The 25479-nt window shown below is 46.8% G+C and carries 25 protein-coding genes and 2 tRNA genes; 15 read left to right on the forward strand and 12 right to left on the reverse strand.

All coding sequences use genetic code 11. The features are described from left to right. Positions 1 to 174: 174 nt before the first annotated feature. The gene (gene ettA / locus FTT63_RS10580) at positions 175 to 1836 is read right to left on the reverse strand and encodes an energy-dependent translational throttle protein EttA (protein WP_005180550.1); all 1662 of its coding nucleotides are present in this window, start codon (positions 1834 to 1836) and stop codon (positions 175 to 177) included. Between the two features lie 316 nt (positions 1837 to 2152). Here ettA and FTT63_RS10585 point away from each other — a divergent pair, with 316 nt between their 5' ends. From FTT63_RS10585 to FTT63_RS10595, 3 genes are all read left to right on the forward strand, one after another. Next, positions 2153 to 3430 carry an O-acetylhomoserine aminocarboxypropyltransferase/cysteine synthase family protein gene (locus FTT63_RS10585; protein WP_005180552.1) on the forward strand — a complete coding sequence of 426 codons (1278 nt, stop codon included), beginning with the start codon at positions 2153 to 2155 and terminating at the stop codon, positions 3428 to 3430. Between the two features lie 307 nt (positions 3431 to 3737). Beyond that, positions 3738 to 4625: an SDR family NAD(P)-dependent oxidoreductase gene (locus FTT63_RS10590; protein ID WP_005180554.1), complete on the forward strand. Its 888-nt coding sequence runs from the start codon at positions 3738 to 3740 to the stop codon at positions 4623 to 4625. A gap of 81 nt (positions 4626 to 4706) precedes the next feature. Continuing rightward, positions 4707 to 5021, forward strand: coding sequence for a hypothetical protein (locus FTT63_RS10595; RefSeq protein WP_005180556.1), 315 nt, complete (start codon positions 4707 to 4709; stop codon positions 5019 to 5021). A 51-nt stretch (positions 5022 to 5072) separates the two neighbouring features. Here FTT63_RS10595 and FTT63_RS10600 read toward each other — a convergent pair whose 3' ends face one another. Next, positions 5073 to 7424, reverse strand: a complete 2352-nt coding sequence (locus FTT63_RS10600) for a Tex family protein (RefSeq protein ID WP_180192261.1) — start codon at positions 7422 to 7424, stop codon at positions 5073 to 5075. 335 nt (positions 7425 to 7759) lie between these two features. Here FTT63_RS10600 and ompR point away from each other — a divergent pair, with 335 nt between their 5' ends. The 3 genes from ompR (at position 7760) to FTT63_RS10615 (ending at position 11970) form a co-directional block, all read left to right on the forward strand. Further along, the gene (ompR, locus tag FTT63_RS10605) at positions 7760 to 8524 is read left to right on the forward strand and encodes a two-component system response regulator OmpR (RefSeq protein ID WP_180192262.1); all 765 of its coding nucleotides are present in this window, start codon (positions 7760 to 7762) and stop codon (positions 8522 to 8524) included. 260 nt (positions 8525 to 8784) lie between these two features. After that, positions 8785 to 10245, forward strand: a complete 1461-nt coding sequence (locus FTT63_RS10610; protein WP_005180564.1) for an ATP-binding protein — start codon at positions 8785 to 8787, stop codon at positions 10243 to 10245. 207 nt (positions 10246 to 10452) lie between these two features. After that, positions 10453 to 11970, forward strand: a complete 1518-nt coding sequence (locus FTT63_RS10615) for an acetyl-CoA hydrolase/transferase family protein (protein ID WP_005180567.1) — start codon at positions 10453 to 10455, stop codon at positions 11968 to 11970. An 82-nt stretch (positions 11971 to 12052) separates the two neighbouring features. Here FTT63_RS10615 and FTT63_RS10620 read toward each other — a convergent pair whose 3' ends face one another. From FTT63_RS10620 to FTT63_RS10635, 4 genes are all read right to left on the reverse strand, one after another. After that, positions 12053 to 12562 (reverse strand): hypothetical protein, encoded by a 510-nt coding sequence (locus tag FTT63_RS10620; protein ID WP_005180572.1) that lies wholly within the window; start codon positions 12560 to 12562, stop codon positions 12053 to 12055. A 315-nt stretch (positions 12563 to 12877) separates the two neighbouring features. Further along, a tRNA-Phe gene (locus FTT63_RS10625) sits at positions 12878 to 12953 on the reverse strand. A gap of 133 nt (positions 12954 to 13086) precedes the next feature. Then, positions 13087 to 13162, reverse strand: a tRNA-Phe gene (locus FTT63_RS10630). A gap of 198 nt (positions 13163 to 13360) precedes the next feature. Continuing rightward, positions 13361 to 13738 (reverse strand): GNAT family N-acetyltransferase, encoded by a 378-nt coding sequence (locus tag FTT63_RS10635; protein WP_016658426.1) that lies wholly within the window; start codon positions 13736 to 13738, stop codon positions 13361 to 13363. A 96-nt stretch (positions 13739 to 13834) separates the two neighbouring features. On the opposite strand from FTT63_RS10635, the gene hisB reads away from it, so the two are divergent. The 6 genes from hisB to FTT63_RS10665 all read left to right on the forward strand — a co-directional run bounded on the left by hisB (position 13835) and on the right by FTT63_RS10665 (position 18362). Next, entirely contained in the window at positions 13835 to 14428 is a 594-nt protein-coding gene (gene hisB, locus FTT63_RS10640) for an imidazoleglycerol-phosphate dehydratase HisB (RefSeq protein WP_180192263.1), read from the forward strand. Next, complete coding sequence (gene hisH, locus FTT63_RS10645; protein WP_104472620.1) at positions 14428 to 15045, forward strand: imidazole glycerol phosphate synthase subunit HisH; 618 nt, start codon at positions 14428 to 14430, stop codon at positions 15043 to 15045. Before hisB ends, hisH begins: the two co-directional genes overlap by 1 nt. A 151-nt stretch (positions 15046 to 15196) precedes the next feature. Beyond that, positions 15197 to 15685 carry a DUF805 domain-containing protein gene (locus tag FTT63_RS10650; RefSeq protein WP_104513225.1) on the forward strand — a complete coding sequence of 163 codons (489 nt, stop codon included), beginning with the start codon at positions 15197 to 15199 and terminating at the stop codon, positions 15683 to 15685. 75 nt (positions 15686 to 15760) lie between these two features. Continuing rightward, complete coding sequence (locus FTT63_RS10655; RefSeq protein WP_168370781.1) at positions 15761 to 16429, forward strand: 3'-5' exonuclease; 669 nt, start codon at positions 15761 to 15763, stop codon at positions 16427 to 16429. Between the two features lie 178 nt (positions 16430 to 16607). Further along, positions 16608 to 17339, forward strand: coding sequence for a 1-(5-phosphoribosyl)-5-[(5-phosphoribosylamino)methylideneamino]imidazole-4-carboxamide isomerase (gene hisA / locus FTT63_RS10660; RefSeq protein WP_180192264.1), 732 nt, complete (start codon positions 16608 to 16610; stop codon positions 17337 to 17339). 87 nt (positions 17340 to 17426) lie between these two features. After that, positions 17427 to 18362 (forward strand): DMT family transporter, encoded by a 936-nt coding sequence (locus FTT63_RS10665; RefSeq protein WP_005180595.1) that lies wholly within the window; start codon positions 17427 to 17429, stop codon positions 18360 to 18362. 33 nt (positions 18363 to 18395) lie between these two features. Here the strand turns inward: FTT63_RS10665 and FTT63_RS10670 are convergent, their stop codons facing one another. From FTT63_RS10670 to FTT63_RS10680, 3 genes are read right to left on the reverse strand one after another with little or no spacing between them, the layout of a single operon-like run. Continuing rightward, positions 18396 to 18788 (reverse strand): membrane protein, encoded by a 393-nt coding sequence (locus FTT63_RS10670; RefSeq protein WP_045795233.1) that lies wholly within the window; start codon positions 18786 to 18788, stop codon positions 18396 to 18398. Between the two features lie 32 nt (positions 18789 to 18820). Beyond that, positions 18821 to 19447, reverse strand: coding sequence for a DUF1294 domain-containing protein (locus FTT63_RS10675; protein ID WP_005180601.1), 627 nt, complete (start codon positions 19445 to 19447; stop codon positions 18821 to 18823). A 17-nt stretch (positions 19448 to 19464) separates the two neighbouring features. Further along, entirely contained in the window at positions 19465 to 20415 is a 951-nt protein-coding gene (locus tag FTT63_RS10680) for a homoserine kinase (protein WP_005180603.1), read from the reverse strand. A gap of 110 nt (positions 20416 to 20525) precedes the next feature. Here FTT63_RS10680 and hisF point away from each other — a divergent pair, with 110 nt between their 5' ends. Further along, positions 20526 to 21287, forward strand: coding sequence for an imidazole glycerol phosphate synthase subunit HisF (hisF, locus tag FTT63_RS10685; RefSeq protein ID WP_317306787.1), 762 nt, complete (start codon positions 20526 to 20528; stop codon positions 21285 to 21287). Between the two features lie 423 nt (positions 21288 to 21710). Here hisF and FTT63_RS10690 read toward each other — a convergent pair whose 3' ends face one another. Beyond that, entirely contained in the window at positions 21711 to 22343 is a 633-nt protein-coding gene (locus FTT63_RS10690; protein ID WP_104472616.1) for a hypothetical protein, read from the reverse strand. A 110-nt stretch (positions 22344 to 22453) separates the two neighbouring features. Between FTT63_RS10690 and FTT63_RS10695 the strand changes: the two genes are divergently transcribed. Beyond that, complete coding sequence (locus tag FTT63_RS10695; protein WP_180192265.1) at positions 22454 to 23470, forward strand: AraC family transcriptional regulator; 1017 nt, start codon at positions 22454 to 22456, stop codon at positions 23468 to 23470. 32 nt (positions 23471 to 23502) lie between these two features. Here FTT63_RS10695 and FTT63_RS10700 read toward each other — a convergent pair whose 3' ends face one another. Next, complete coding sequence (locus tag FTT63_RS10700; RefSeq protein ID WP_034586922.1) at positions 23503 to 24561, reverse strand: RNA-guided endonuclease TnpB family protein; 1059 nt, start codon at positions 24559 to 24561, stop codon at positions 23503 to 23505. Between the two features lie 20 nt (positions 24562 to 24581). Here FTT63_RS10700 and tnpA point away from each other — a divergent pair, with 20 nt between their 5' ends. Next, positions 24582 to 24995 (forward strand): IS200/IS605 family transposase, encoded by a 414-nt coding sequence (tnpA, locus tag FTT63_RS10705; RefSeq protein ID WP_104490858.1) that lies wholly within the window; start codon positions 24582 to 24584, stop codon positions 24993 to 24995. 220 nt (positions 24996 to 25215) lie between these two features. Here the strand turns inward: tnpA and FTT63_RS10710 are convergent, their stop codons facing one another. Then, a complete protein-coding gene (locus tag FTT63_RS10710) occupies positions 25216 to 25461 on the reverse strand; it encodes a hypothetical protein (protein WP_005180612.1) in 246 nt (81 codons plus the stop codon). Between the last annotated feature and the right edge of the window lie 18 nt (positions 25462 to 25479).

The following is a 25479-nucleotide window of genomic DNA, read 5'->3' on the forward strand; positions in this document are numbered from 1 at the left end:
TAGTGAAAAAATACATTGAAGAACAAAGAATACCAACGTCAGAAAAAAATGCTAAAAAGTCCATGTCATTAAAAAAGAGCTAACTCGCCCTTAAAAGAGCGAGAATGCGCTCTTAGTTTTGTTCAAACTACATAAAAAAACCAGCCCGAAGGCTGGTTTTTTATTTAGATGGGATTAACCACCAATTTTGCGATATTTCTGACGCTTGGTAATCAGGTCATCACCATCACGTTTACGACGGTATTCTTCGAACTCCGCATAGTTACCAGTGAAGAATTCAGGGGTTTCACCTTCGAATGACAAGATGTGCGTTGCAATACGGTCCAGGAACCAACGGTCATGCGAGATCACCATCACGGTACCCGGGAAGACCAGAATTGCATCTTCAAGCGCACGTAAAGTTTCGATGTCCAGGTCGTTTGACGGTTCATCGAGCAGGATGACGTTAGCGCCCATTTGCAGGATTTTTGCCAGTTGTAAACGGTTACGCTCACCACCTGACAATTGACCAACACGTTTTTGCTGATCTTGGCCTTTAAAGTTAAAGCGACCAATATAAGCACGTGACGCAATTTCGTATTCACCAATACGTAAGATGTCTAAACCGCCAGACACTTCTTCCCACACGGTTTTGTTGTCATCTAGCGTGTCACGAATCTGACCCACGTAAGCGACTTTAACCGATTCACCCAGTGTTACCGTACCGGTATCTGGCTGCTCTTCACCAGTCATCATACGAAACAGTGTGGTTTTACCTGCACCGTTCTCACCCACAATACCGACAATTGCTGCAGGTGGTACAGTGAAGGTTAAATCTTTATACAGGGTACGATCACCAAATGACTTGCTGATGCCTTCAACCTCAACCACCTTGTTACCCAAACGTGGACCAGGTGGAATGTAGATTTCAGAAGTTTCGTTACGCTGCTGGAATTCGCGTGAGTTCAGCTCTTCAAAACGCTCCATACGCGCTTTGTTTTTCTTTTGCTGACCTTTAGCATTTGAACGAACCCATTCAAGTTCTTTTTTCAATGCCTTCGCAAAAGATTCTTCCTGCTTCTGCTCTTGCTCTAAACGCGCGTTCTTTTGCTCTAACCAAGACGAATAGTTGCCTTGATATGGAATACCATGTCCGCGGTCAAGCTCCAGAATCCACTCGGCAACGTTATCAAGGAAGTAACGGTCGTGGGTAATCGCCACGATGGTGCCCGGGAAGTCTTTCAGGAAACGTTCTAACCATGCAACAGATGATGCATCTAAATGGTTCGTCGGTTCGTCCAGCAGCAGCATGTCTGGTTTAGACAATAGCAAACGGCACAGTGCCACACGACGGCGCTCACCACCTGAAAGCTTAGTCACATCTGCATCCCATGCTGGCAGGTTTAATGCCGCTGCGGCTTGCTCCAGCTGGTTATTCAGGTTGTGCGCATCCCAAGTCTGAATAATGGCTTCCAGCTTTTCCTGCTCTTTTGCAAGCGCATCAAAGTCTGCATCTTCAGCTGCATATTCAGCGAATACTTCGTCCAGACGCGCCAATGCATCAAGCGCTTCACGTACGCCATCTTCCACGTTACCACGAACGTCTTTGGTTGGATCGAGCGGTGGTTCTTGCTCAAGGTAGCCGATTTTAATTCCTGGCTGTGCACGTGCTTCACCAGAGAAATCTTTATCTACGCCCGCCATAATACGAAGCAAGGTCGATTTACCTGCACCGTTTAGACCAAGCACACCAATTTTTGCGCCTGGGAAAAATGATAAAGAGATGTCTTTTAAGATTTCGCGCTTCGGCGGAACCATCTTCGACACTCGGTTCATCGTATAAATATATTGGGCCACGTAGGACTCCTCAATAGAAAAACCAATTTCGGGGGCAAAACCGCCACCCCTACTCAAATGAGCGAAAAAATAATCGGCTATTATACCTGAAAGCCAGAAAAAGATAAGGGATCGGCCTCATCTTCCACGCTTTGTTACAACTCTTTAAAGTGTCCAAAATTCAGGTATACATTGCAGCCTTATCCGCCTTTGAAATTTTAAAATGAGGGTGTCTTTATGAAATTTAAAGATAATTATTGCAGATATTTCCCTCTTTATTTCATAAATAGACCTGCTACACTTGATCAAAATATAACTCACGCAAGATGAACGAAAAATGACGTATAAAGCTGAAACTTTGGCCATTCATGCTGGCTACACCCCTGAACCGACCACCAAAGCCGTGGCGGTACCGATTTACCAGACCACCTCTTATGCCTTTGACAATACCCAGCACGGTGCCGATCTGTTCGATTTAAAAGTACAAGGCAATATTTATACCCGTATCATGAACCCGACCACGGCAGTGCTGGAACAACGCGTGGCAGCGCTCGAAGGCGGGATTGGTGCGCTGGCACTCGCATCGGGGATGGCGGCAATTACCTATACCATTCAGACTCTGGCCGAAGCCGGCGATAATATTGCATCGGTTTCAACCCTGTATGGCGGCACCTATAATCTGTTCGCACATACGTTGCCCAAACAGGGCGTCGAAGTACGTTTCTTTGATTATCAGAACCCGGAAGCCTTACGCGAACTAATTGATGACAAAACCAAACTGGTTTTTGTGGAATCCATTGGTAATCCGCTGGGGAATATTATTGATTTAGAAGCCATCTCCCAAATTGCGCATGAATATGGCATTCCGGTGGTGGTGGATAACACGGTGGCCACACCAGTGCTGCAAAAATCCTTTGATTTTGGTGCCGATATTGTGGTGCATTCACTGACCAAATATATTGGCGGCCATGGCACTTCGATTGGTGGAATTATTGTCGATAGCGGTAAATTCCCGTGGGGCAAATATCCTGAACGTTTTAAATCTCTAAATACCCCTGACCCAAGCTATCACGGGGTGAATTATGTCGAAGCCTTGGGCGAAGCAGCCTTTATTGCCCGCGCCCGCGTGGTGCCGCTACGCAATACCGGTGCAGCGATTAGCCCGCATAATGTTTTCCTGATTCTACAAGGACTGGAAACCTTAAGCCTGCGCATGGAACGCCATACCGAAAATGCCCAAAAAGTGGCGGAATATTTACAGCAGCATCCAAAAGTGAAATGGGTCAATTACGCCGGCTTAAAAGATCATCCACAACATGCGCTGGCGCAAAAATATGTCAAAGGCAAACCATCTGCGATTCTGTCTTTTGGTGTGCAAGATGGCCGTGAAGGCGGTACCCGTTTTATTGATGCGCTGCAACTGTTTACCCGTTTAGTCAATATTGGCGATGCCAAGAGCCTGGCCTGCCATCCGGCTACAACAACGCATCGACAATTAAATGATGAAGAGCTGAAAGCGGCGGGTGTAAGTGAAGATATGGTGCGCCTGTCGATTGGTATTGAACATATTGATGACTTGATTGCCGATCTGGAGCAGGCGCTGGCTAGCGTTTAATTATTGCAATTTCACGACAAATGGTCTGCTTTTGCGCTGCAATGGCAGACTTTTTGCTTTTTAAACATAGAAACAAGGACTTGCTTTTTCGAAAAATTTTAAGCAGAATTTACCAAACAACCCAAATACCCCATTAGAGCAATTACTCTAAAACAACTTTTAATTTCAATCACTTATTTTATGGCTTTTTTTAAACTTCGGTTATTATAATGCCCATCATAACAGCCCAAACCAATGAGATTGGGCGCAAAAATTCAAATAACAAAGACCATTGAGTCTGATCTTTTAATCAAGCAGGGATACAAGTGTGAAGGCAAAACTAGAGAAACTTTTCAAGAAAAAAGTAAATGGAAAAACCGTACTGATTACCGGTGCATCCAGTGGTATCGGACTGACCACAGCTTATCGTCTGGCAGAGGCGGGAGCGCATGTGCTGTTGGTGGCACGTACCCAGGAAACCCTAGAGCAGGTCAAAGCAGAGATTGAAGCCAAAGGCGGCAAAGCGTCTATTTTCCCGTGTGATTTAAACGATTGGGAAGCCATTGACCAGACCTCGAAAGATATTTTAGCGTCTGTCGATCATATTGATATTTTGGTTAATAATGCCGGACGTTCAATCCGTCGTGCTGTGCATGAATCTTTAGACCGTTTTCACGATTTTGAACGCACCATGCAGCTGAATTATTTTGGTGCAGTGCGTCTGGTGATGAATATTCTGCCACAAATGATGGTACGTCGTAGTGGCCAGATTATTAACATCAGCTCGATTGGTGTATTAGCCAACGCGACCCGTTTCTCGGCTTATGTTGCCTCTAAAGCTGCACTGGATGCTTTTAGCCGCTGTCTATCGGCCGAAGTACATTCACACAATATTGCAATTACCTCCATTTATATGCCACTAGTGCGTACTCCAATGATCGCACCGACCAAGATGTATAAATATGTTCCTACCCTTTCTCCGGAACAAGCTGCCGATTTAATCTGCTATGCCATTGTCAAACGTCCGAAGAAAATTGCCACACATTTAGGCCGTTTGGCTTCAATTACTTATGCGATTGCACCGGATATTAACAACAAGCTGATGTCGATTGGTTATAACCTGTTCCCAAGTTCATCGGCTTCGGTGGGTCAGCCACAAAAGCTGAACTGGGTACAAAAAGCGTATGCCCGTTTGTTCCCGGGTGAACACTGGTAAAATAATCCTTTTAAAGACCTGTCTAATGACAGGTCTTTTTATGTTATAAAACCCCTCATTTTGAACAGTTAAAGTAAGACTATGCGGACCTTTTCCCTTATTCTGCAATATGGGTGTTTTGCCTTTGCCCTGTTTCTGGGCTATCAGGTGGCGATGGCGCTATATCATCAGGATTATGAGCTGATGGAACTGATTGCCGATGTGGGCACGATTCTGATCTGTATTGATTTAGGTGTGTTTTTATTTTCCAGTAAAGCTGCCAACAAGCTGAGTTTGCAGGAATATGCCAAACAGCTGGAACAGCCGCCTACGCCACTGGTGAGTTTTACCCGCAAGCTGGGGCATTTGGGCATTATGCTGATTTTATGTAGCTGGATTGTGCCGATGGTCAATTAAATAGACCAATAAAAAACCTCCCTATCGGGAGGTTTTTTTAAGAGCTAAAGATTACTTCGAACCTTTAATCCCGGCTTGCAATAACAATGCACCTAAACCACCAATCTTATTGTCTTGTGGTTTTGCCGCTTGCGGTTTCTTGCCCTGAGGACGATCACCCTGCGGACGCGCCTGTTGCGGACGTTTACCCTGCGGCTTACGTTCAGTACGCTGTTCGTTTTGGTCACGGCGTGGCTGACGTGGTGCTTTCGCTGCTGCAGCACCTTCCGGACGCATCGACAGGTTCACACGGTTACGCTCAACATCTACCGTTAAAACACGCACCTGAACAATTTGACCCGGTTTCACCACTTTATGCGGATCAGACACGAATTCATTCGCCAGTTCAGAAATATGCACTAAACCATCCTGATGTACACCAACATCGACAAATGCGCCGAAGTTGGTCACATTGGTGACCACACCTTCTAGCTGCATGCCTTCAGACAATTGCGATACTTCGGTAATATCATCACGGAATTTGGCAGTACGGAATTCCGGACGCGGGTCACGGCCCGGCTTTTCAAGTTCGCTCAGCACATCCTGAATGGTTGGTAAACCAAACTGGTCATCCACAAATTCTTCTGCATTGACCTGACGGATAATTTCAGTATTGCCAATAATATCTTTGACTGTAGTCGCTTTGGCTTCGACAATTTTAGACACCAGCGCATACGATTCCGGGTGCACCGCAGAGGCATCAAGTGGCTCAGAACCATTTTGAATACGCAAGAAGCCAGCCGCCTGCTCAAAAGTACGCTCGCCTAAACGTGGCACTTTTTTCAGGGCCTGACGGTTATCAAAACGGCCATTTTCCTTACGGAAATCCACGATTTGCTGAGCAATAGATTTGTTCAGACCGGCGATATAACCCAGAATTGCTGCAGATGCCGTATTCACATCCACACCTACCGAGTTCACACAGTCTTCCACCACTGCTTCCAGGGCTTTGGCCAAACCGGTCTGGTTCACATCGTGCTGGTACTGACCCACACCAATTGATTTCGGATCAATTTTCACCAGCTCTGCCAATGGATCTTGTAAACGACGGGCAATGGATACTGCACCACGAATCGACACATCCAGTTCTGGAAGTTCTTGTGAAGCCAGTTCAGAAGCTGAATAAACCGAAGCACCTGCTTCAGACACCGAAACACGGGTCAGTTTCAGGTCAGAATTCGCGGCCATCATTTCAGCCACTAGCGCTTCAGTTTCACGGCTTGCGGTACCGTTACCAATCGCGATTAAATCGACGTTAAATTCACGGCAAAGACGCGCCAGCTCCGTTAATGAACCTGCCTTATCATCTTTTGGTGCAAATGGATAAATAGTGCTGTGCGCCAATACATCGCCTGATTCATTCACTACCGCCAGTTTCACACCGGTACGGATGCCCGGGTCAACGCCCAGCATCGTACGTGCGCCAGCAGGTGCAGACAGCAGCAGATGACGTAAGTTTTCAGCAAACACCTGCATTGCTTCTGCTTCAGCCGCCAGACGTTTTTCAGTCAGCAATGAATGCTCAATGGTCGGGCGAACTTTACCCAGCCAGAACAGTTTTGCGGTCTGCTTTAAGTAGTCCTGACGCACTTGTGGCTGCACGGCATCTAAGTTGTATTCGGTTTCAATACGTGCCAGTGGTGCTTCATCTTCACCATCGACTTTTAAGCCCAGCACGTTTTCCTGACGGCCGCGCAGCATGGCCAATAAACGGTGCGATGGCACTTTGTTCAGGCTTTCAGAGAAATCGAAGTAATCACGGAATTTTTTACCAACTTCTTTTTTCTCCTCACTGGCCACCAAACTTTTCAGTACGGCGGTTTTGGCAAAGGTTGCTTTCAGTTCAGTGGTGAGTGCAATATTTTGCGCCCAGTCATCAATTAAAATATGCTGAATGGCATCGAGCTGGCTTTCCAGGTCTGGATAATCTTCATGGCTAAAGCCTGCAAGCGCTTCTACTGGATCAATCGCTTCTGCAAAGATTTTCTCTGCGATTGGACCCAAGCCGGCTTCTTTGGCTTTAAAAGATTTGCTGGTACGTTTTGGACGGTACGGCGCGTAAATTTCTTCTAAGGCATTTTTAGTTTCAGCCGCATTCACACGTGCCAATAAATCATCAGATAATTTATTTTGTTCTTTTAGTGATTCAATCACTTTTTCACGGCGTTCAAACAAATCACGCAAATACGCTAAACGTGTATCGAGCTGGCGAAGTTGCGTATCGTCTAAGCCCTGCGTTACTTCTTTACGGTAACGTGCAATAAAAGGAACACTGGCACCTTCATCAATGAGTTTGATGGCAGCTTCTACCTGATTTGGACGTACGGCAAGTTCTTTTGCCAACTGCTGAACTAAGTCAGTCATCGTGTTTGATCCCACAAGGATAAGTACTAAATGGCATGATTATAAAGACCAGGCCCATAAAATCCACAATTGTTTTATGAAATTTACAGATGGCGATTCTTGCCAATTCGCAGATATTTCACATTTTTGCGGTAAATTCATCATTTCAGGGCCTTTTCTTCCCCAAATTGTGGGATTTATCTTCTATCATAGATGTATATATTTGGTATCTATGTCTTGATTTTAACTGCAATATTTGTTGCTTTAGAGCATAGTCAAGGCATACAGATGAATCGTATACTCAAAGTCAGTGAAAGCTTTGCATACGACCACAATAAAGAATAAAGGAGCACATCATGAGTTTAGTTGTACCTACTGAAAATACAGATGCCGTACATACCGAAACTGACCGCGTTGAACGCATTCTCGTTGTCGATGATGATGTGCGTTTGCGTACGCTGTTACAGCGTTTTCTGGAAGATAAAGGTTTCGTGGTCAAAACTGCCCATGATGCTACGCAAATGGATCGCCTGTTACAACGCGAGCTGTTTTCCCTGATCGTGCTCGATTTCATGCTGCCGGTTGAAGATGGCCTGAGCATTTGCCGCCGTTTACGCCAGTCCAGTATTGATACGCCAATTATCATGCTGACCGCACGCGGCAGCGACTCAGACCGTATTGCCGGCCTTGAAGCAGGTGCCGATGACTATCTGCCAAAACCGTTTAACCCGAACGAACTGTTAGCGCGTATTCGTGCCGTATTACGCCGTCAGGTGCGTGAAGTCCCAGGCGCACCAAGCCAGCAGATGGAAGTGGTCAGCTTTGGCCCGTGGGCACTGGATCTTTCGACCCGCACCCTGACCCGCGAAGGTCAAGTCGTGACTTTAACTACAGGCGAGTTCGCAGTATTAAAAGCGCTGGTACAACATCCTCGTGAACCGCTGACCCGCGATAAACTGATGAATCTGGCGCGTGGCCGTGAATGGGGCGCAATGGAACGTTCGATTGATGTGCAAGTGTCTCGCTTACGCCGCCTGATTGAAGAAAACCCGGCACGTGCGCGTTATATTCAAACGGTATGGGGTGTGGGTTATGTCTTTGTTCCAGATGGCGCGGAATAAAGCTCACTCATCGAATCTATGACGGAGTCTTACGGTCTATTCCCCACTGATGGGATACAACCTGCGGTTCGCCTTACTTTTGTTTCGGCAAAAGTAAGCAAAACCATTGTCATCCGCAAAACTCGGCAAATTCCGTCATTTCAACCAATATTTCGCAGAAACATAAGTAATTTACTTGAGTCCTGCCTCAAACAGTTGCGGATGACCTAACGCGTATCCAATTTTGGGGGAGAACTTTCCCTTTTTAAAAAGGACTCATTGTGAAACTCGACCCCATCGATCCACAAGACTTTACCGACTTTGAAACCTATTCAGAACGCAAACGCACACCGTGGGAACGGTTTCTGGATAAAATCAAACCGCGCTCGGCTGCCATGCGGACCACCGTGCTGGTGCTGTTTGTGGTGATTTTCAGTCTGTTTATGTCACTATGGTTCTTTTGGCGTACCCTGTATCTGCCGGAAATCCAGCAACATGCCCGTTATCTGGCGGTTGAACTGGAAATTCTGAACAATCCGGAATTACGGATTTTCCATAATGATGCCGAAGTCGATGTGGATGCCTGGCTAAAAAACCGGGTCGGGATTGAATACATTACCGATCCCAAGGAATATCCAAATGTCCGCGACAAGGTTATTGCCGAGTTCTTTACCCGACAAATTGAGAAAAAACTGGCCAATGAACTGAAAGCCGATGATGTAACCGTGTATTTCCAGTTCAAGCCCAGCCCACGTATCTGGATTCAAACGCCGGAAATGAACGGCCACTGGGTTCGTGAACCATTAAAAACCTATGCCAACTACAGCCCGGAACTGGTGTTTGGCTGGCTGCTCGGCATTCCACTGCTGTCTGCGATTATTATTCTGACCTTGGTGCGTCAGCTGAACCGGCCATTACGCCGTTTGCAGGAAGCGGCCAACACCTATAGTCAAACCGGCAAAGCGCCTTATTTAGAAACCAACCACGGGCCGCTAGAAATCCGTCAGGTGAATCAGGCTTTTAACCAGATGATTTTTACCCTGGAACAGACCGAGCGTGACCGCCGGATTATGCTGGCCGGAATTTCGCATGACCTGCGCACGCCTCTGACCCGGATTCGGCTGAGTGCAGAAATGATGCCGGATGAAGACTTTTTAAAAGAAGGCCTGATTTACGATGTCGAAGATATGGACGCCATTTTGGACCAGTTCATTTCCTATATGCGTGATGGCTCGGATGAAGAACTGCAAGATACCGATTTAAATGCCTTGTTACAGGAACTGGTGATCCAGTTTAAACCGCTGGACATTCGCTTTAGCCCGGAAGAATTACCGATTTTGCAGGCACGCAGCCTGTCGCTGAAACGCTTGATTGGCAACCTGATTAACAATGCCAAGCGTTATGGCACTGAACCGATTGAGCTGTCTGCCAAAGTGCAGGAACAATTTATCTGCATTAGTGTGGCCGATCATGGTGAAGGCATTCCTGAAGATCAGATTGAATCTTTAATGCAGCCTTTTGTGCGTGGGAATGCCGCACGTACCGTCCAAGGTAGCGGTTTAGGTCTGGCCATTGTGAAACGGATTGTCGATATTCACCAAGGCGAGCTGATTATTCGCAATCGCGAGCACGGTGGACTGGAAGTCATCATCTCTTTACCGCTGCCCGAACAGCCAGATGATGAAAAAAACAACAGCAGCACCCTAGAAAAAATTAAGCAAAGTATTACAGAACATTTCTAAATCATGCTTAAACATTGATCAATCAGTTCTTGGTGAAGATTTGGCTTTTAATTTTTATTATTTAATTTTCAATAAGATAAAAAGCATCAAATATATTTATACCTGCATTTTTTGAAAAAATTAGACCTTAGCCTAACAGGTATGCAAAATGGCTTTTTTGATGGGTACAATCGCCATCAGTTCTGATTTTTCAAACGAGAGTAAACCATGTCCCTAGATCGCATCCGTTTAGCTTCCCTACATGACAAGGTTATGAGTGCGGAGCAAGCTGCTCAATTCATCCAAGACGGTATGACTGTTGGTATGAGTGGCTTTACACGTGCCGGTGAAGCGAAAGCTGTTCCTTTGGCTTTAGTGAAACAAGCACAAGCGAATCCTCTAAAAATTACATTAATTACTGGTGCGAGCTTAGGGAACGATCTCGACAAACAACTGACTGAAGCCGGTGTACTGGCACGTCGTCTGCCTTTCCAAGTGGATAACACTTTACGTAAAGCCATCAACAAAGGCGAAGTCATGTTCATCGATCAGCACTTGTCTGAAACAGTTGAGCAAATGCGTAACCAGCAGCTGAAAAAGCCAGATGTAGCGGTAATTGAAGCCGTTGCAATTACTGAAGATGGCGGCATCGTGCCAACCACTTCTGTAGGTAACTCTGCAAGCTTTGCAATTTTTGCTGAAAAAGTCATTGTTGAAATTAACACCAACTTAAGCCCGGCGTTTGAAGGCTTACACGACATTTATATCCCGACCTATCGTCCTACCCGTCAACCAATTCCGTTGACCAAAGTTGACGAGCGTATCGGTACTCAAGCGATTAACATCGATCCTGCAAAAATCGTTGGTATCGTATTTAACAGCGAATTACATGACTCTCCATCGACTGTCACTGCACCAGATGACGAGACTCAATCGATTGCCAACCACTTGATCGCGTTCTTCGAGAAAGAAGTGGCTGAAGACCGTTTACCGAAAAACCTCGGTCCTTTACAAGCAGGTATTGGTTCAATCGCTAACGCAGTATTGACCGGCTTGAAAGAATCAAACTTCGAAGACCTGATCATGTACTCAGAAGTACTGCAAGACTGTACTTTCGAACTGATTGATGCCGGTAAAATGAAGTTCGCTTCAGGTTCATCTATTACCCTGTCTGCGAAATACGGCGAGAAAGTATTTAACAACCTGGAACAGTACAAAGATAAACTGGTTCTGCGTCCACAAGAAATTTCAAACCACCCTGAACTGGTACGTCGTTTAGGTATTATCGGCATCAACACTGCGCTTGAGTTCGATATCTACGGTAACGTGAACTCCACTCACGTATGCGGTACCAAAATGATGAACGGTATTGGTGGTTCAGGTGACTTCGCGCGTAACGCTCACCTGGCCATTTTCGTGACCAAGTCTATTGCCAAAGGCGGCGACATTTCATCTGTTGTTCCATTTGCATCACACATTGACCATGCAGAACACGACGTTGACATTCTGGTGACTGAACAGGGTCTTGCCGATCTTCGTGGTCTGGCACCGCGTGAGCGCGCTCGTGCGATTATCGACAACTGTGCACACCCAATGTACCGTGATGCATTAAACGACTACTTCGACCGCGCATGTGCAAAAGGCGGCCACACTCCTCACCTGTTACGTGAAGCGTTGGCTTGGCACAGCAACTTCGAAGAAAATGGTCACATGCTGGCCCAAGAAGCAGCGGTAAAAACGGCTTAATCTCGGCCTGAATCAGATCTAAAAAAACGCTCCTCTGGAGCGTTTTTTTATGGCTGGACAGTTTCCCCTGTCACGTCATCTATTATCGGGTCGGGTTGCGTAACTGTGAGCTAATATCGGGGAACAAGCTATTGCCCAGATTCATCTCATAATCGACCACGCCTAACGAAACATTGGGTAAATCAAGCTGGATCTGTCCATCCGGGCCACGAAATGGCGCCAGCAGGGTTTCCAGGCCACGTAGCGGGTTATCCGACTGCAGACCGGCGGCAATCGCCAGAATATGCTGCTGCAACGCGGGAGAAAGGTGATCCATATTGACCGGTTCTTTGGCCGGCATGGTAATGAGAACAGGCGGGTCCGGGTCAATGACCCGGTTTTGAGTGTCCTGCTGAATTTGCATGATCCGGTGCTGTAATGCCTTACGCTTTGCACGATCTTCCTGATACGGAATAAAGCCCACTTCCTGACGTAGTTCAGGTTCTGCCATGACCTGAAGCGTTGCTAGACGCTCGGGTTGCGCCCAGACCGACGTTGAGCCGATTCCCAGCATAATCATTACAGTCGAGGAGAACATCTGAAAGCGCGTCATACACGGCCTCCTGAACAGTAATGAAACATGTCTCTCTATTAAGCGCCAGAATGCAATCTTATTCAGCAGGATTCGTGTTATTAAGCTGTTATTAGCGTAACTGTGTTCCCGATCTGATCAGACCCAGTGAATCTTGAAGATGAAAGATGAAAGATGAAAGATGAAAGATGAAAGATGAAAGATGAAAGATGAAAGATGAAAGATGAAAGATGAAAGATGAAAGATGAAAGATGAAAGATGAAAGATGAAAGATCATGCTGCCATTTTTTAAATGCCATAAAAAAAAGCCCCTGCAATGCAGGGGCTTTTTGAATATGGTGGCGAGACCCAGGATCGAACTGGGGACACACGGATTTTCAATCCGTTGCTCTACCAACTGAGCTATCACGCCGATGCCGTGTATTAAGCCGCATCTGGGGAAATTAGTCAATATAAATCATGACATTTTTATTTAATCGAGTATTTTTTACCCAAAAAAAATCCCTGATGGGATCAGGGATTGAAAACGTTTAAACGTTTGAATATGGTGGCGAGACCCAGGATCGAACTGGGGACACACGGATTTTCAATCCGTTGCTCTACCAACTGAGCTATCACGCCGATGACGCGTATTAAACAATCTCCGCCCGGTGCCGTCAAGCAGCTTTTGCATAAATTCAAGTATTTGTTTACTTTTACAGCATTTTGTACGCTGTCTGCTTATTTTTTAAGTGAAACGCCCATGATTCCAGTCATTTGCAGGCCAGCAGATAAAAAAAGAGAGGCGATTAGCCTCTCTTGAATTTCATTTTAACTCGTTTAGAGCTTGTCCAGATGTGCCAGACAGCGGTGAATCGCGCCACAGCCCGGTTCAAACTGATTCACGCCTTTGGCTTCTTCCATGCGGCAGACTTCACTGACCAGACGCTCGGCCACACCACGACCACGATTGGCCGGATGCACCACAATATATTCCAGGGTCCTGCTTTCGCCCTGCCCGGTACACCAAATTGCACCAATTAATTTTGTATTAAATTCTGCGGTATAAAGTAGGGTATACTGGTTCAGATGTTGCTCGAGTTGCTCTACCGCATCCTGGCCATCACCAAACTCCGGACTGGTGTCATACAGTCGCTCAAGCTGGCTGCGCACTTCATCATTTTCCAGTGAAGTATAAGCATGTACGGTAATAGGCATTGATTAACCCTCCTGAGCAATCTAATATGCTGGGACTTCGTCGCAGCGAAACATTTTTACATCCATCATTTTTAACGTTTTTTGAGGAACGTGTCCATGACAGAGCGTATCAGTGAAGTGGTAAGAAACACTAACGAAACCAAAATTCGAGTTCGTTTAAACCTCGACGGTACCGGTCAAGGCACACTCAACACTGGTATTCCATTTTTAGACCATATGATTGATCAAATCAAGCGACACGGTTTGTTTGATATTGATATTCATTGTGATGGCGATCTGGAAATTGATGACCACCATACCGTAGAAGACTGTGGTATTACCCTGGGTCAGGCCTTTGCACAGGCACTGGGCGATAAAAAAGGCTTAAAGCGTTATGGTCACTTCTATGCCCCACTCGATGAATCTTTAAGCCGTGCCGTGGTGGATTTATCTGGTCGTCCGGGCCTGTTTATGGATGTACCATTTACCCGCGCCACCATTGGCCGTTTTGATGTCGATTTATTCTCTGAATTCTTCCAGGGCTTTGTGAACCACTCGCTAATGACCGTACACATCGACAACCTGAAAGGCAAAAACAGCCACCACCAGATTGAAAGTGTGTTTAAAGCATTTGCGCGCGCACTGTGTATGGCCTGTGAAATTGATCCACGTGCTGCCAATACTGTGGCATCGACCAAAGGTACCCTGTAATGACCCGTATTGCCCTTCTTGATTATGGCATGGGGAATTTGCACTCTGCCGCCAAAGCCTTGGAACACGTCGGTGCTACGGTGGATGTCACCAATGACCCGAAACTGATTGCCCAGGCCGATAAAATCGTGTTTCCGGGTGTCGGTGCCATGCGTGACTGTATGCAAGGCATGCATGAAGCCGGGATTGATGACGTGGTACGTCAGGCGGTGTTTAATAAACCGGTACTGGCCATTTGTGTGGGTATGCAGGCGCTGATGCAACATTCCGAAGAAAATGGCGGTGCCGATGCACTGGGTATTTTTGAAGGGGTGGTAAAACGCTTCCCGGAGGTTGAAGGTCTAAAAGTGCCACACATGGGCTGGAACCAGGTGCATCAGGTTGACCCGAGCCATCCAATGTGGAACAACATTGAACAGGATGCACGTTTCTATTTCGTGCACAGTTTCTATGTCGAGCCGAAAGACAGCGCGATTGTGGCAGCGACCTGTGACTATGGGCTGCAATTCTGTACCGCCCTGCACAAAGACAACCTGTTCGCGACCCAGTTCCACCCGGAAAAAAGCCATACTGCTGGTCTGCAACTGTTAAAGAACTTTGTCGACTGGAAGATTTAACACCCTTCCTCTGTTGCGCAAGATGTATAAAGCCGGGTTCGTCCCGGCTTTGTTTTCACCTATTTTTTATTTCTTTCTTTTTTAAGCAATTTTTAGTAATATTTGACTGCTTTTTATACAACTCAATAAAAATAAAACAGGTAATTCAAAAATGCATAGCACCACTCATACCCAACACATCACGACACAAGATTCGGCACTCAGCGCGGCGGGGCGTTTTGGACGTTTCTCCTATCTGGCCTGGAACTGCCTGATTGCACTGTTAATGATTCCGGTTTTTCTGGTTTTGGCCCTGCTCTTTCCCGGGCTGATGAATATTGACCCTGCTGGCGGCATTCCGCTCACCCCACTGGTGCTGGGCGCACTGATTTATCTGGGGGTGTTATATCTGATGTTTATTTTCACCATCCGCCGTCTGCATGACCGTAACCATACCGGCTGGCTGTCGTTACTGATGCTGGTTCCGGTGGCCAACCTGCTGCTGATGCTGTATCTGTTTTTCGCCCCGGGCGATCAGCGTGTTAACAGCTATGGCCCGCCACGTGCCACGGCTGGCTGGGAAGCGGCGCTGGCCTGGATTTATATTATTCTACTGGTGTTGCTATTTGCGTTTGCCATCTTTGGCGCAGTGCTGGCCTAAAAGGTCCCGCTTGCTTAAAATAGGGCCTGACAATTCAGGCCTTATTTTTTATCGCCAGCCCAAGGAAAAGATGGCATGAGCTTATCTTCAACATCACCCCATATGCCCTCTTCCAGCCAACTGGAACAGTTGCCGCGCTTTCAAAGTCTGCCGCCCTCTAAAATTCACCTGATTCAAACGCTGGCCGAATGTCAGCACTATGCGCATGAACTGAATATTGCAGCGGTACTCGGCTTTGATTCGGAATCCAAACCGATTTTTAAAAGTGGCGAAGTGTCGGATGGCCCGCACCTGATTCAGCTGGCCACACTAGATCAGGCCTATCTATTTCAGATGAATGAGGAAATCTGGAACTTTCTTAAGCCAATCTTCGCCAACCGTGACCAGATTAAAGTCGGCTTTGGCCTGAAAAATGATGCCCATCTGTTTCGCAAAAAAGGCGTAGAACTGAACAGTGTGCTGGAACTGTCCAAATGCTTTCACAGCTTTGGCTTTAAAAACCCGGTCGGATTAAAACATGCCATGGCGCTGCTGTTTCAGGTCTATTTTCCCAAAAGCAAACGGCTCAGCACCTCGAACTGGGCCAATCCGGTATTAAGCACAGCACAAATGGAATATGCCGCCGCCGATGCTTATGCCCCGGTACTGGTTTTTGAAGAATTGTTGCGTTTGGGCCTGTTGCCGAAACAGATTCCCAATACCTCGCTCAAACTCAGAATCCGGCCATCTAAAACCCCGCCCTAAACCGCTTTGAAGATCAAGCTGCACAGACAGCCGGATTTTCTTCATCGAACCTTTGTTGACCGCCTGACACAGCACAGGCTGTTTTTGTTTTTGCATGCAAATATGGCATTTAGAAAATTTTCGTTTATTGCTAAGATGGGCGGCAAGAAATTCAACCGATGAAGCAAGGAGCGAAAGCATGCTGATCATCCCTGCAATTGACCTGAAAGATGGAAAATGTGTCCGTTTAAAACAAGGTCGTATGGAAGACGATACCGTATTTTCTGATGATCCGGTGGCCACTGCACAGCATTGGGTCAATGAAGGTGCGCGTCGCTTGCATCTGGTCGACTTAAATGGCGCTTTTGCAGGTACCCCAATCCATAAACCGGTGGTCGAGGCCATTGCCAAGGCACAGCCAGACCTGCCGATTCAGATTGGTGGCGGTATTCGCTCGTTTGAAACCATTGAACACTACCTCGATGCAGGCGTATCTTTTGTGATTATTGGCACCAAAGCCGTTCAAGAGCCAGAATTTGTCGAAGAAGCCTGCAAAAAATTCGCCGGGCATATCATTGTCGGCATTGATGCCATGAATGGCATGGTCGCGACCGATGGCTGGGCCAACGTGACTGAAGTGAAAGCCACCGATCTGGCCAAACGTTTTGCCGATGCCGGTGTCTCCAGCATTGTGTATACCGATATTGCCCGTGACGGCATGATGCAAGGGGTAAACGTCGAACAGACTGTGAATCTGGCGCAATATTCCGGTTTACCAGTGATTGCTTCAGGCGGCGTAACCAATCTGGATGATGTCCGTAATTTAAAAGGCCAGCCGGGCATTTTAGGTACGATTACCGGTCGTGCCATTTATGAAGGCAGCCTGAATTTGCGTGAAGCGCAATTGCTGCTCGATGAGCAAGCCCTCTAAGTGCTGCTATCAGAAAGAGGTCTTCGGGCCTCTTTTTTTATGCCCTCACCGGGTTGATGTCTTTTTTCGAATACTCGCTGATCTGCCATGTCTGATGCCCCTGTGAACCTTAAAACCACACTTAACAGCAAAGCGCCACAACTGGCCCTGATCATGATTACCATGCTCTGGGGCGGTACCTTTGTGGCAGTCAAGCTGGCGCTGAATTATGCCAGCCCGATGTTTTTTGTCGGCTGCCGTTTTGCCGCCGCTGCACTGGCAGTCGCACTGATTTCGCTGCCGCATTTACGCGCTGTGCAAGCCAAAGAGCTCTGGGCCGGCGCATTGATTGGGGCCAGCCTGACCGTCGGTTATGGTACGCAAACCGTAGGGCTGCAGACCATCAGCAGTAGCGAATCGGCATTTTTAACCGCATTATATGTGCCGCTGGTGCCGATCTTACTGTGGCTGCTGTTCCGGAAACGGCTGCATATCATGATCTGGCTGGGCGCTAGCTGTGCCTTTATCGGGCTGGTTTTACTGACCGGCAATGGTTTGGGGCAGCTACAGCTGAGTTTTGGTCAGCTGATTACCCTGCTCGGCGCCATTGCGATTGCACTGGAAATTATCCTGATCAGCCATTTTGCCGGACGGGTCAATCTGCAACGGGTCACGGTGATTCAACTGCTGTTCGCCTCCCTGTTTGCCTTTCTTGCCATGCCGCTGGTCGGTGAGCAGCAACTACCACAATTTTCCTGGATGCTGCTGCTCTTGGCGGGCGGTTTAGGTCTGGCCAGTGCACTGGTTCAGCTGGTGATGAACTGGGCGCAGCGTGCAGTCAGCCCGGCACAGGCAGCAATTATTTATGCTGGCGAACCGGTATGGGCGTCGCTGTTTGGCCGTCTGGCCGGCGAGCGTTTACCGTTTATGGCTTTGGTCGGTGGTTTTCTGGTGGTGCTGGGCGTGATTATCAGTGAATGGAAACCAAAATTTCTGCGTCAGAAACAGCAGCACACCCCATCAGCGAGCGATCTTCCGGACTAAATTTCGGGAAGATCGGTCTGATGATTCAGATATTTAAGAATACATCGGCTCATTGTCATTCAGGCGCATAATACCGCGAATAGCCCGATAGACAATCCACAGCCAGGACAGGCCAATCACCGCCAGACAGAAGGCCGAAGCACCAAAAATCACCTGGGCAAAGCGGGTCGGATCTTCATCAATAAAGAAAATAAAAAAGAACGGTACAAAGGCCACAATATTCCAGAACAGATACCACCAGAAGCTGCGAATTTGCCAAGTAAAGTGGCTTTCAAAAATCGAACCGCGTACCGCGCCGCGTTTTACATAATTGATGATTAGCGCGACGATTGCTAGCAAGCCGGCACTAAAAATCGCCACGATATACAGAAGATACAGAATAAAAGTCAGACTACGATTCGGGTCACGGTCAATGGAAGTATTCATATTGTTGTCCTGCACTCCCCGCCCCGCTATGCTCAGAGCGTCAACAGATTAAAAGGAGAAATAAACCATAAAATCAAAAGAATGTTTAAACCGATTGTACAAAAATAAATTTTACGAAAAGGTTGTTTTTGTGTTTTATGTCGCATTTTTTCCTGTGCCAGCCAGGCCGCCGGCCAGCCCCCCAGAGCCGAAACCAGATGCAGGCTCTGTTCCGGAATCCGCCGGTGACCGAGTTGGGCCGCTTCCTTGTCTTGTGCATACAGCCAATAGCTGAGTGCATTCATCAGGCTGATCAATAACAGCAGCAGGCCGTGCAATAAACCGGTCAGGGTCAGTACCGCCAGCACGAGAATATAGGCCACACACAGGATTTGCATGGCCGGACGTTTGGCCGCAGGACGCTGCCGCGGCTTGCTCACCACATCAGCACGCGGCTTGACCTGCGAGGCTTTTAAATACACCACCTGCTGGGCCCGATAGCGGCCGCGTTCATCTAGAATGACCTGATAATCCAGTGCACAACCGACAATCGGGCGCGGCCCCGGACGGGCAAAATCCTTGATATGCAAAAATACGCGGTCTTTGTCCGGATCATTGGGCTGAATAAAGCCATAGCCCTTGTCATCAAACCATTCAATTAACCGGCCCTGATCGCGCATTTCCCTACCCTTTATGTTTAAGCTGTGACGAACTTTAAGCGTTCAATCAACATATTACGCATCTCGAGCGGATTTTTCTGCAAAATTGCGTCACCGCTGCGTCCTTGCAAAGCATTTTTTTGTGCCACCTGTAAACGCATCATCCAGAAACGGCCAGCAGCCATTGCCAGATACAGCTCCAGACAGGCTTTTTCATCTTCGGTTAAAGGACGAATGCGGTCATAGGCTTTTAAAAAGGCCATGGCTTTGTCTTCATTCAGGCTGACCTGCGGATACTCAGTACAGAAGTCATTTAAGGTAATGGCAATATCAAACAGCCATTCATCCTGATTCAGCTCGTAAAAATCCAGAATGCCCTGCAGCTGATCGCCTTCAAACAGGGTATTATCGCGGAATAAATCAGAATGGATAAACCCTTTTGGACGGTCCGGATAAATCGCGGTAAGCGCTTCATACAGTCCCAGCAATTTGCTGAGCAGGACTTTATCTGCCTCGCTCAAGCTGGGTTTAATTTCCTGGGATACCGCCAGCCAGTACGCATGATCGCGGACAAAAGCGCGTTTTAAAGGAAAATCTTTTAAGGCCACATGCATTTTGGCCTGTGCCACGGCAATGGCTTCCACCTGGGCGATGCTGGCCGGCATTGGATGCTCGCCGATTAAACGCGGCGCAATCTGGGCCGGTTTCTGTTTAATCGAGTGGATGGCCTTGCCAGCATAACTGAGCGGCACCGCCACAGCCAGACCTGCCTGACCCAAATGTTCCAGTACCGGCACCAGTTCACCGGCTGCCTGTTCATCCATGTCTTCAAACACGGTCAACACATAGTGTGTACCGTCCTGAGCCACCAAAAAGTAATTGGTATTTTGAATACCGCCTTGAATCGGAATCAGATCGACCACCTCAAGTCCATAAGGGGCTGCAAAATCCTGAACTTCCTTTAAAGTCAAAGGCGTATAAACCGACATAGAAAACCTGCGAAAAATCTTACATAAGTTTGATAGAATAGCGTGTCCATCTGCCAAGGTGTAGCGCTTGTGTGGGTGAGTTTCATAATCAGCTGAAATGACTGGAAAAAATTATGCTTGCTAAACGTATTATTCCTTGCCTAGACGTAGATAACGGCCGCGTGGTGAAAGGTGTGCAATTTCTGGATATTCGTGATGCAGGTGATCCGGTTGAAGTGGCGCGTCGTTATAACGAACAGGGCGCTGATGAAATCACCTTTTTAGATATTACCGCTACCCATCATGGCCGTGACACCACCTACCGTACCGTTGAGCGTATGGCAGAAACCGTGTTTGTTCCACTGACTGTGGGCGGCGGCGTGCGTAAGGTCGAAGATATCCGTTTATTGCTAAATGCCGGTGCCGACAAGGTCAGCATTAACTCGGCTGCGGTGTTTAATCCGGAATTTGTACAGGAAGCCTCACAACGTTTTGGCGCACAATGTATTGTGGTGGCGATTGATGCCAAAAAAACCGGCGACAACAAATGGGAAATTTTCACCCACGGTGGCCGCAAACCGACCGGGATTGATGCGATTGAATGGGCCGTGAAAATGGCCGATTACGGCGCGGGTGAACTGCTGATTACCTCTATGGATGCCGATGGCACCAAAGCCGGTTATGACTTAGCACTAATGCGGACCATTAATGACCACGTCAATATTCCAACCATTGCTTCTGGCGGTGTTGGCAATTTACAGCATCTGGCAGACGGGATTTTAAAAGGTGGCGCCGATGCAGTTCTGGCGGCCTCAATTTTCCACTTTGGTCAGCACACCATTCCGGAAGCCAAGCAATACTTGGCGGCACAAGGTATTGAAATGCGCCTTTAAGCCCATTGGCGTACATATTTCAGAGCTGAAAAGAGTGTAGCCATACACTCTTTTTTTATGCGGCAAAATATAAGAAATAAAAAATGAAGATAAAAAAAAGGAGTCCTGAAGACTCCCTATAAACCAAGAATTGCTACAGCGCTTGGCATTAAAACGTACATATTTCAACAGAATCACCTTCGATGTAGGCAGAAGTTCTGCCGCTATCTTCAGCTTCTTTACTATAGAAAACTTCCCTGAACAGATATTGACCATCAACGTCAATTTTATTGACAATTCACGACAACAGCTTGCAAAGCAGTTGTTTTCAATCAGTTTTATTTGACCTCTATCACATAATTGATCCAGTATTATTGTTCCGCGAATGTACTGACTTTGGGCCAATCAACGATGAATTTGCTCAGCAGATAAACAACCCTCTCATTAACTGGCTTTAGGTAGCGACTCAAGATCTGGGGATGGCTTTTCATTCCGGTCGACCCATTTGGCCGGGAAGAATTTTTCCGCGCCGCGGTTTAACAACGCCGACAGCGGCCGTGGCAAGGCAATTCCGAGCGGATTCTGCTCCTGCAAATCCGGTGAAGAAATAACCCGGGTCCCCAGAATATAGTCAAACCAGGGCTTGGTCACACACCAGTTGGCATCCTGATTGCTGTTCATATGGTGGTCATAGTGCCAGGGAATTTTTGTTCTGGCCCACTCTGGCTCCAAATGGGCACGGCGGTGAATATAGTAATAATTCAGGGCGCTATACATGCTGCCGGCCATCATGCCTTTGGAAATCGGGAAAAAGACCAGCCCAAACACACCCGCGGCGGCGGCCAGCGAAATAATCTCGTTTTTATTGCGCCAGTGCGACCAGCCAATCACATAGCTTTCATCATTAAACTGATTTTTCCGCACCTCACGATGATGCTCCCAATGCGAACGCATACTGCGTGGCACCGGACTGTGACGCGGCTGCCCCGGCCGATGGGTACCATGTAATACATATTTATGTGCCACCCATTCAAAGGCATTGGCCACCAATAAACCTGCAATAAATCCTTTTAACATGCTCCAGTCCTCCTGTGCTTTTCCTTCACTATAAGCGTCGGCACAGGCTAGATATTGACGGAAAAATTGAATATGATTGACAAATCACGACAAGAATAAAATGACAAGCTATGCAACGGATAAAGGATTATACCGGCTCGATTTATGGCGGCTTGGCCCAGTTGCTGTACGACTTTTATCAAGCACAACAGCTGCCGGTTCCAGAAAAATTACAGCAGGTTCAACATCAGGAACGTTTTGATTATATTCTCTGGCGCGACTTGCTGACCGAACTGGAACAGCAGCTACAGCGTCCGGCGTTGGGACTAGAAATTGCCGCGCTGGTGCGGCCCAAACATCTGGGCATTATTGCCTATATTGCCCTGTCCTGTGACAATCTGGGTGAAGCGTTGCAACGCTATCATGACTTTCACCGGCTGGTGTATGACGGCAGTCCGTTACAGGTGGAAGTGCAAGGCAATTATCTCTCCATTCGCTGGGCTGATCTGCCGCCGACCATGACCACGCAACTGACCAATGAAATTGCCATTGCGCTGATGGTGGAATTCCTGAAACATTTTATGGAATTTCAGGATATTTGCCTGCATGAAGTACATTTCCAGAATCCGGCGCCACGACATGTGGCACTGTATGAGCAGTATTTTCATTGCAAGGTACGTTTTTCCCAGGAAAAAACCCAGGTGCTAATGCCGTTGCAGGAGCTGTCGAAACCCTTTTATCAGGGAGATCAGACCTTACAGCATTTATTGCTCCAACAGGCCAAGGCTCTGCTGGAAAAACTGCCAAATTCCACCCAGATTGACCACCGTTTACAGCAGGCGATTCTGACCGGTTTACAACGCAATATGTACCAGATTGAACATATTGCCCAGCAGCTGAATTTGTCAGTACGGCAGTTACAACGGCATTTACAGCAGCAAGGCACCACCTATCAACAACGGATTCAGGAAGTACGCTGCTTACTGGCCGAACAATATTTAAAAGATCCACATTTAAGCCTACAGGAAATTGCCCTACTGCTCGGCTATTCGGAACAGAGTGCCTTTCAGCGTGCCTTTAAACAATGGACCCAACACACTCCACAGCAATGGCGTCAGAACAACTTAATCAATCTTTCATCTTTTTAGTTTAATTTGAAGCGTTTGACATCCTCTCCGACCTAAAGGACGGAGATTCCTCCTGCGAGACGCCCATGTCCGAGCGCAAGAATATTCAGTGCTGAGTTTATATCTCTATCGTGGAATGTACCGCACTCCACACACTGCCATTCTCTTATTCCAAGTCCTGCTCTACCTTTCAGACTACTGGAGCGTGAGCCGCAGCACGAGCAAGTTTGGGTGGTATAGGCTTCATTGACTTCTTCATACCATACCCCTGCGTTCTCGCATTTATACTTGAGCATGGTTCTTAAGGTCGTCCAACCTGCATCGAGTACAGACTTAGCTAATTTTGTCTGTGCCAATGCTTTGGCATTCACATTACCAACGAAGATGGCTGCATGTTCATTCACCAGTTTATGACTGAATTGATGCAGCATATTTTGACGTAGATTTTTGATCTTGGCATGAATCGCTTTGACACGTTTTTTATTTCTTGCTCTTTGAGCAATACCAAGTTTTTGTTCATATTGACGATAGATTTTAGGGGCTTTGAACTTTACACCATCTGAGCAAGTCGCAAGGTCTTTGAGTCCTAGATCAATGCCAATTGAGGTTTTAGCGGTGGTTTTCTCTGTTTTAATTGAATCAACCACAAGACATACATACCAACGCCCTCGGCTATCCTCGACAAACGAGCCTGTTTTAACATTGTATTTACTTAGTCCGTAACTGTCCCATAGCTTGAATTGATGCTTGCCGTATTGGACATACCCATCGGCATATTTCACCGCCACTTTTTTAAATGGAATCCAACCGAGAGAACGTCTAGCGTTTTTTTTGTTACTGACACGCCATTTTAGCTTGGCTTTTTTAAATTGCTTTCTTCGAGTAACTAATTCTTCCGCAACTGCCTGTATGGTTTGGCTGTGCAAATTACACTCTTTTGATGTACCTTTCGTGTATTTAGCAATATCGTAAGCTGAAAAGAATTGTTGTTTTCTTTGCAAGTGTTTAAAACACAAATCATTGACATAGTTCCAGACAAAATTAACTTCAGATGCCAATTGGTCTAGCACCTTGCAATGTTTGTCTTTTATGCGTAATTTAAGTGTCTTCATCACTAAAATATATTTGGTCTATGGATAATAGTCAAGAGATTAGAACAGGTCGTCACTGTGTTTTTAATATGCACGTTCATTTAGTCTTTGTGGCTAAATATCGTAGAGATGTTTTTACCAAAGCTATGCTCGAAACTATGAATGAAGTATTCAAGCGCATTTGCTTAGACTTTGAAGCTAAGTTGGTAGAATTTGAGGGTGAGCATGATCATGTTCATTTACTTGTGAACTATCCACCAAAAGTAGCTATTTCTAGCTTGGTTAACAGCCTAAAAGGTGCATCTAGTCGTATTTTAAGAACTAAACACCCTGAAATTAAAAACAAATTATGGGGGAATGCTTTGTGGTCGCCTAGTTATTTCGCTGCATCGTGTGGAGGTGCTCCCATTGGGATTATTAAACAATATATCCAACAACAGCAAACACCGCATTAGCAATCCTAGCTAATCCCCACAAGGGGGACTAGCGGATTGCAGCCTTATATCCCCGCCCTGAAGGGCGAGGTTTTACGGCTAAAGGGAATAAAGTGGTTGGCAAGAAGGACTAATCTTGCTGCACGCCCGACAAGCTCACTTCGGTGGGCTTTTTTATATTTTAAATGAACAGTTTATTAGTTAGAGCGTAAAAACCCTGTCCTCTAAGACAGGAAGAATGTCAAAGAAAAGGATTTTCGATTTCCCGTACTTCGGTACGCTGGACTTTTTCAGGCAGATTTGGCTCTTTTTCCAGAGCCGCAACCACCTCATTCAGCAGTGCCTGCAAGGCTTTAGCCGCAGCCAGACCCGCCTGGTCCTTGGTGAGCTGTAAATTGCCATAGACATTCACGCAGTCCAGATCATTCTCGACAGTCAGATCATGAATGGCATGAGATTCTGTCCCATGTTGAAACGGTTTAAACATACCCACCTCGGCCGTAAT

The sequence above is a fragment of the Acinetobacter sp. C15 genome (assembly GCF_013420645.1).
Taxonomy (GTDB): domain Bacteria; phylum Pseudomonadota; class Gammaproteobacteria; order Pseudomonadales; family Moraxellaceae; genus Acinetobacter; species Acinetobacter indicus.

Coding starts and splice junctions, on each gene's coding strand:
- FTT63_RS10585 (WP_005180552.1), top strand. CDS start 2,153: ATGACGTATAAAGCTGAAACTTTGGCCATTCATGCTGGCTACACCCCT.
- FTT63_RS10595 (WP_005180556.1), top strand. CDS start 4,707: ATGCGGACCTTTTCCCTTATTCTGCAATATGGGTGTTTTGCCTTTGCC.
- FTT63_RS10600 (WP_180192261.1), bottom strand. CDS start 7,424: ATGACTGACTTAGTTCAGCAGTTGGCAAAAGAACTTGCCGTACGTCCA.
- ompR (WP_180192262.1), top strand. CDS start 7,760: ATGAGTTTAGTTGTACCTACTGAAAATACAGATGCCGTACATACCGAA.
- FTT63_RS10615 (WP_005180567.1), top strand. CDS start 10,453: ATGTCCCTAGATCGCATCCGTTTAGCTTCCCTACATGACAAGGTTATG.
- FTT63_RS10620 (WP_005180572.1), bottom strand. CDS start 12,562: ATGACGCGCTTTCAGATGTTCTCCTCGACTGTAATGATTATGCTGGGA.
- FTT63_RS10635 (WP_016658426.1), bottom strand. CDS start 13,738: ATGCCTATTACCGTACATGCTTATACTTCACTGGAAAATGATGAAGTG.
- hisB (WP_180192263.1), top strand. CDS start 13,835: ATGACAGAGCGTATCAGTGAAGTGGTAAGAAACACTAACGAAACCAAA.
- hisH (WP_104472620.1), top strand. CDS start 14,428: ATGACCCGTATTGCCCTTCTTGATTATGGCATGGGGAATTTGCACTCT.
- FTT63_RS10650 (WP_104513225.1), top strand. CDS start 15,197: ATGCATAGCACCACTCATACCCAACACATCACGACACAAGATTCGGCA.
- FTT63_RS10655 (WP_168370781.1), top strand. CDS start 15,761: ATGAGCTTATCTTCAACATCACCCCATATGCCCTCTTCCAGCCAACTG.
- hisA (WP_180192264.1), top strand. CDS start 16,608: ATGCTGATCATCCCTGCAATTGACCTGAAAGATGGAAAATGTGTCCGT.
- FTT63_RS10665 (WP_005180595.1), top strand. CDS start 17,427: ATGTCTGATGCCCCTGTGAACCTTAAAACCACACTTAACAGCAAAGCG.
- FTT63_RS10670 (WP_045795233.1), bottom strand. CDS start 18,788: ATGAATACTTCCATTGACCGTGACCCGAATCGTAGTCTGACTTTTATT.
- FTT63_RS10675 (WP_005180601.1), bottom strand. CDS start 19,447: ATGCGCGATCAGGGCCGGTTAATTGAATGGTTTGATGACAAGGGCTAT.
- FTT63_RS10680 (WP_005180603.1), bottom strand. CDS start 20,415: ATGTCGGTTTATACGCCTTTGACTTTAAAGGAAGTTCAGGATTTTGCA.
- FTT63_RS10690 (WP_104472616.1), bottom strand. CDS start 22,343: ATGTTAAAAGGATTTATTGCAGGTTTATTGGTGGCCAATGCCTTTGAA.
- FTT63_RS10695 (WP_180192265.1), top strand. CDS start 22,454: ATGCAACGGATAAAGGATTATACCGGCTCGATTTATGGCGGCTTGGCC.
- FTT63_RS10700 (WP_034586922.1), bottom strand. CDS start 24,561: ATGAAGACACTTAAATTACGCATAAAAGACAAACATTGCAAGGTGCTA.
- tnpA (WP_104490858.1), top strand. CDS start 24,582: ATGGATAATAGTCAAGAGATTAGAACAGGTCGTCACTGTGTTTTTAAT.
- FTT63_RS10710 (WP_005180612.1), bottom strand. CDS start 25,461: ATGTTTAAACCGTTTCAACATGGGACAGAATCTCATGCCATTCATGAT.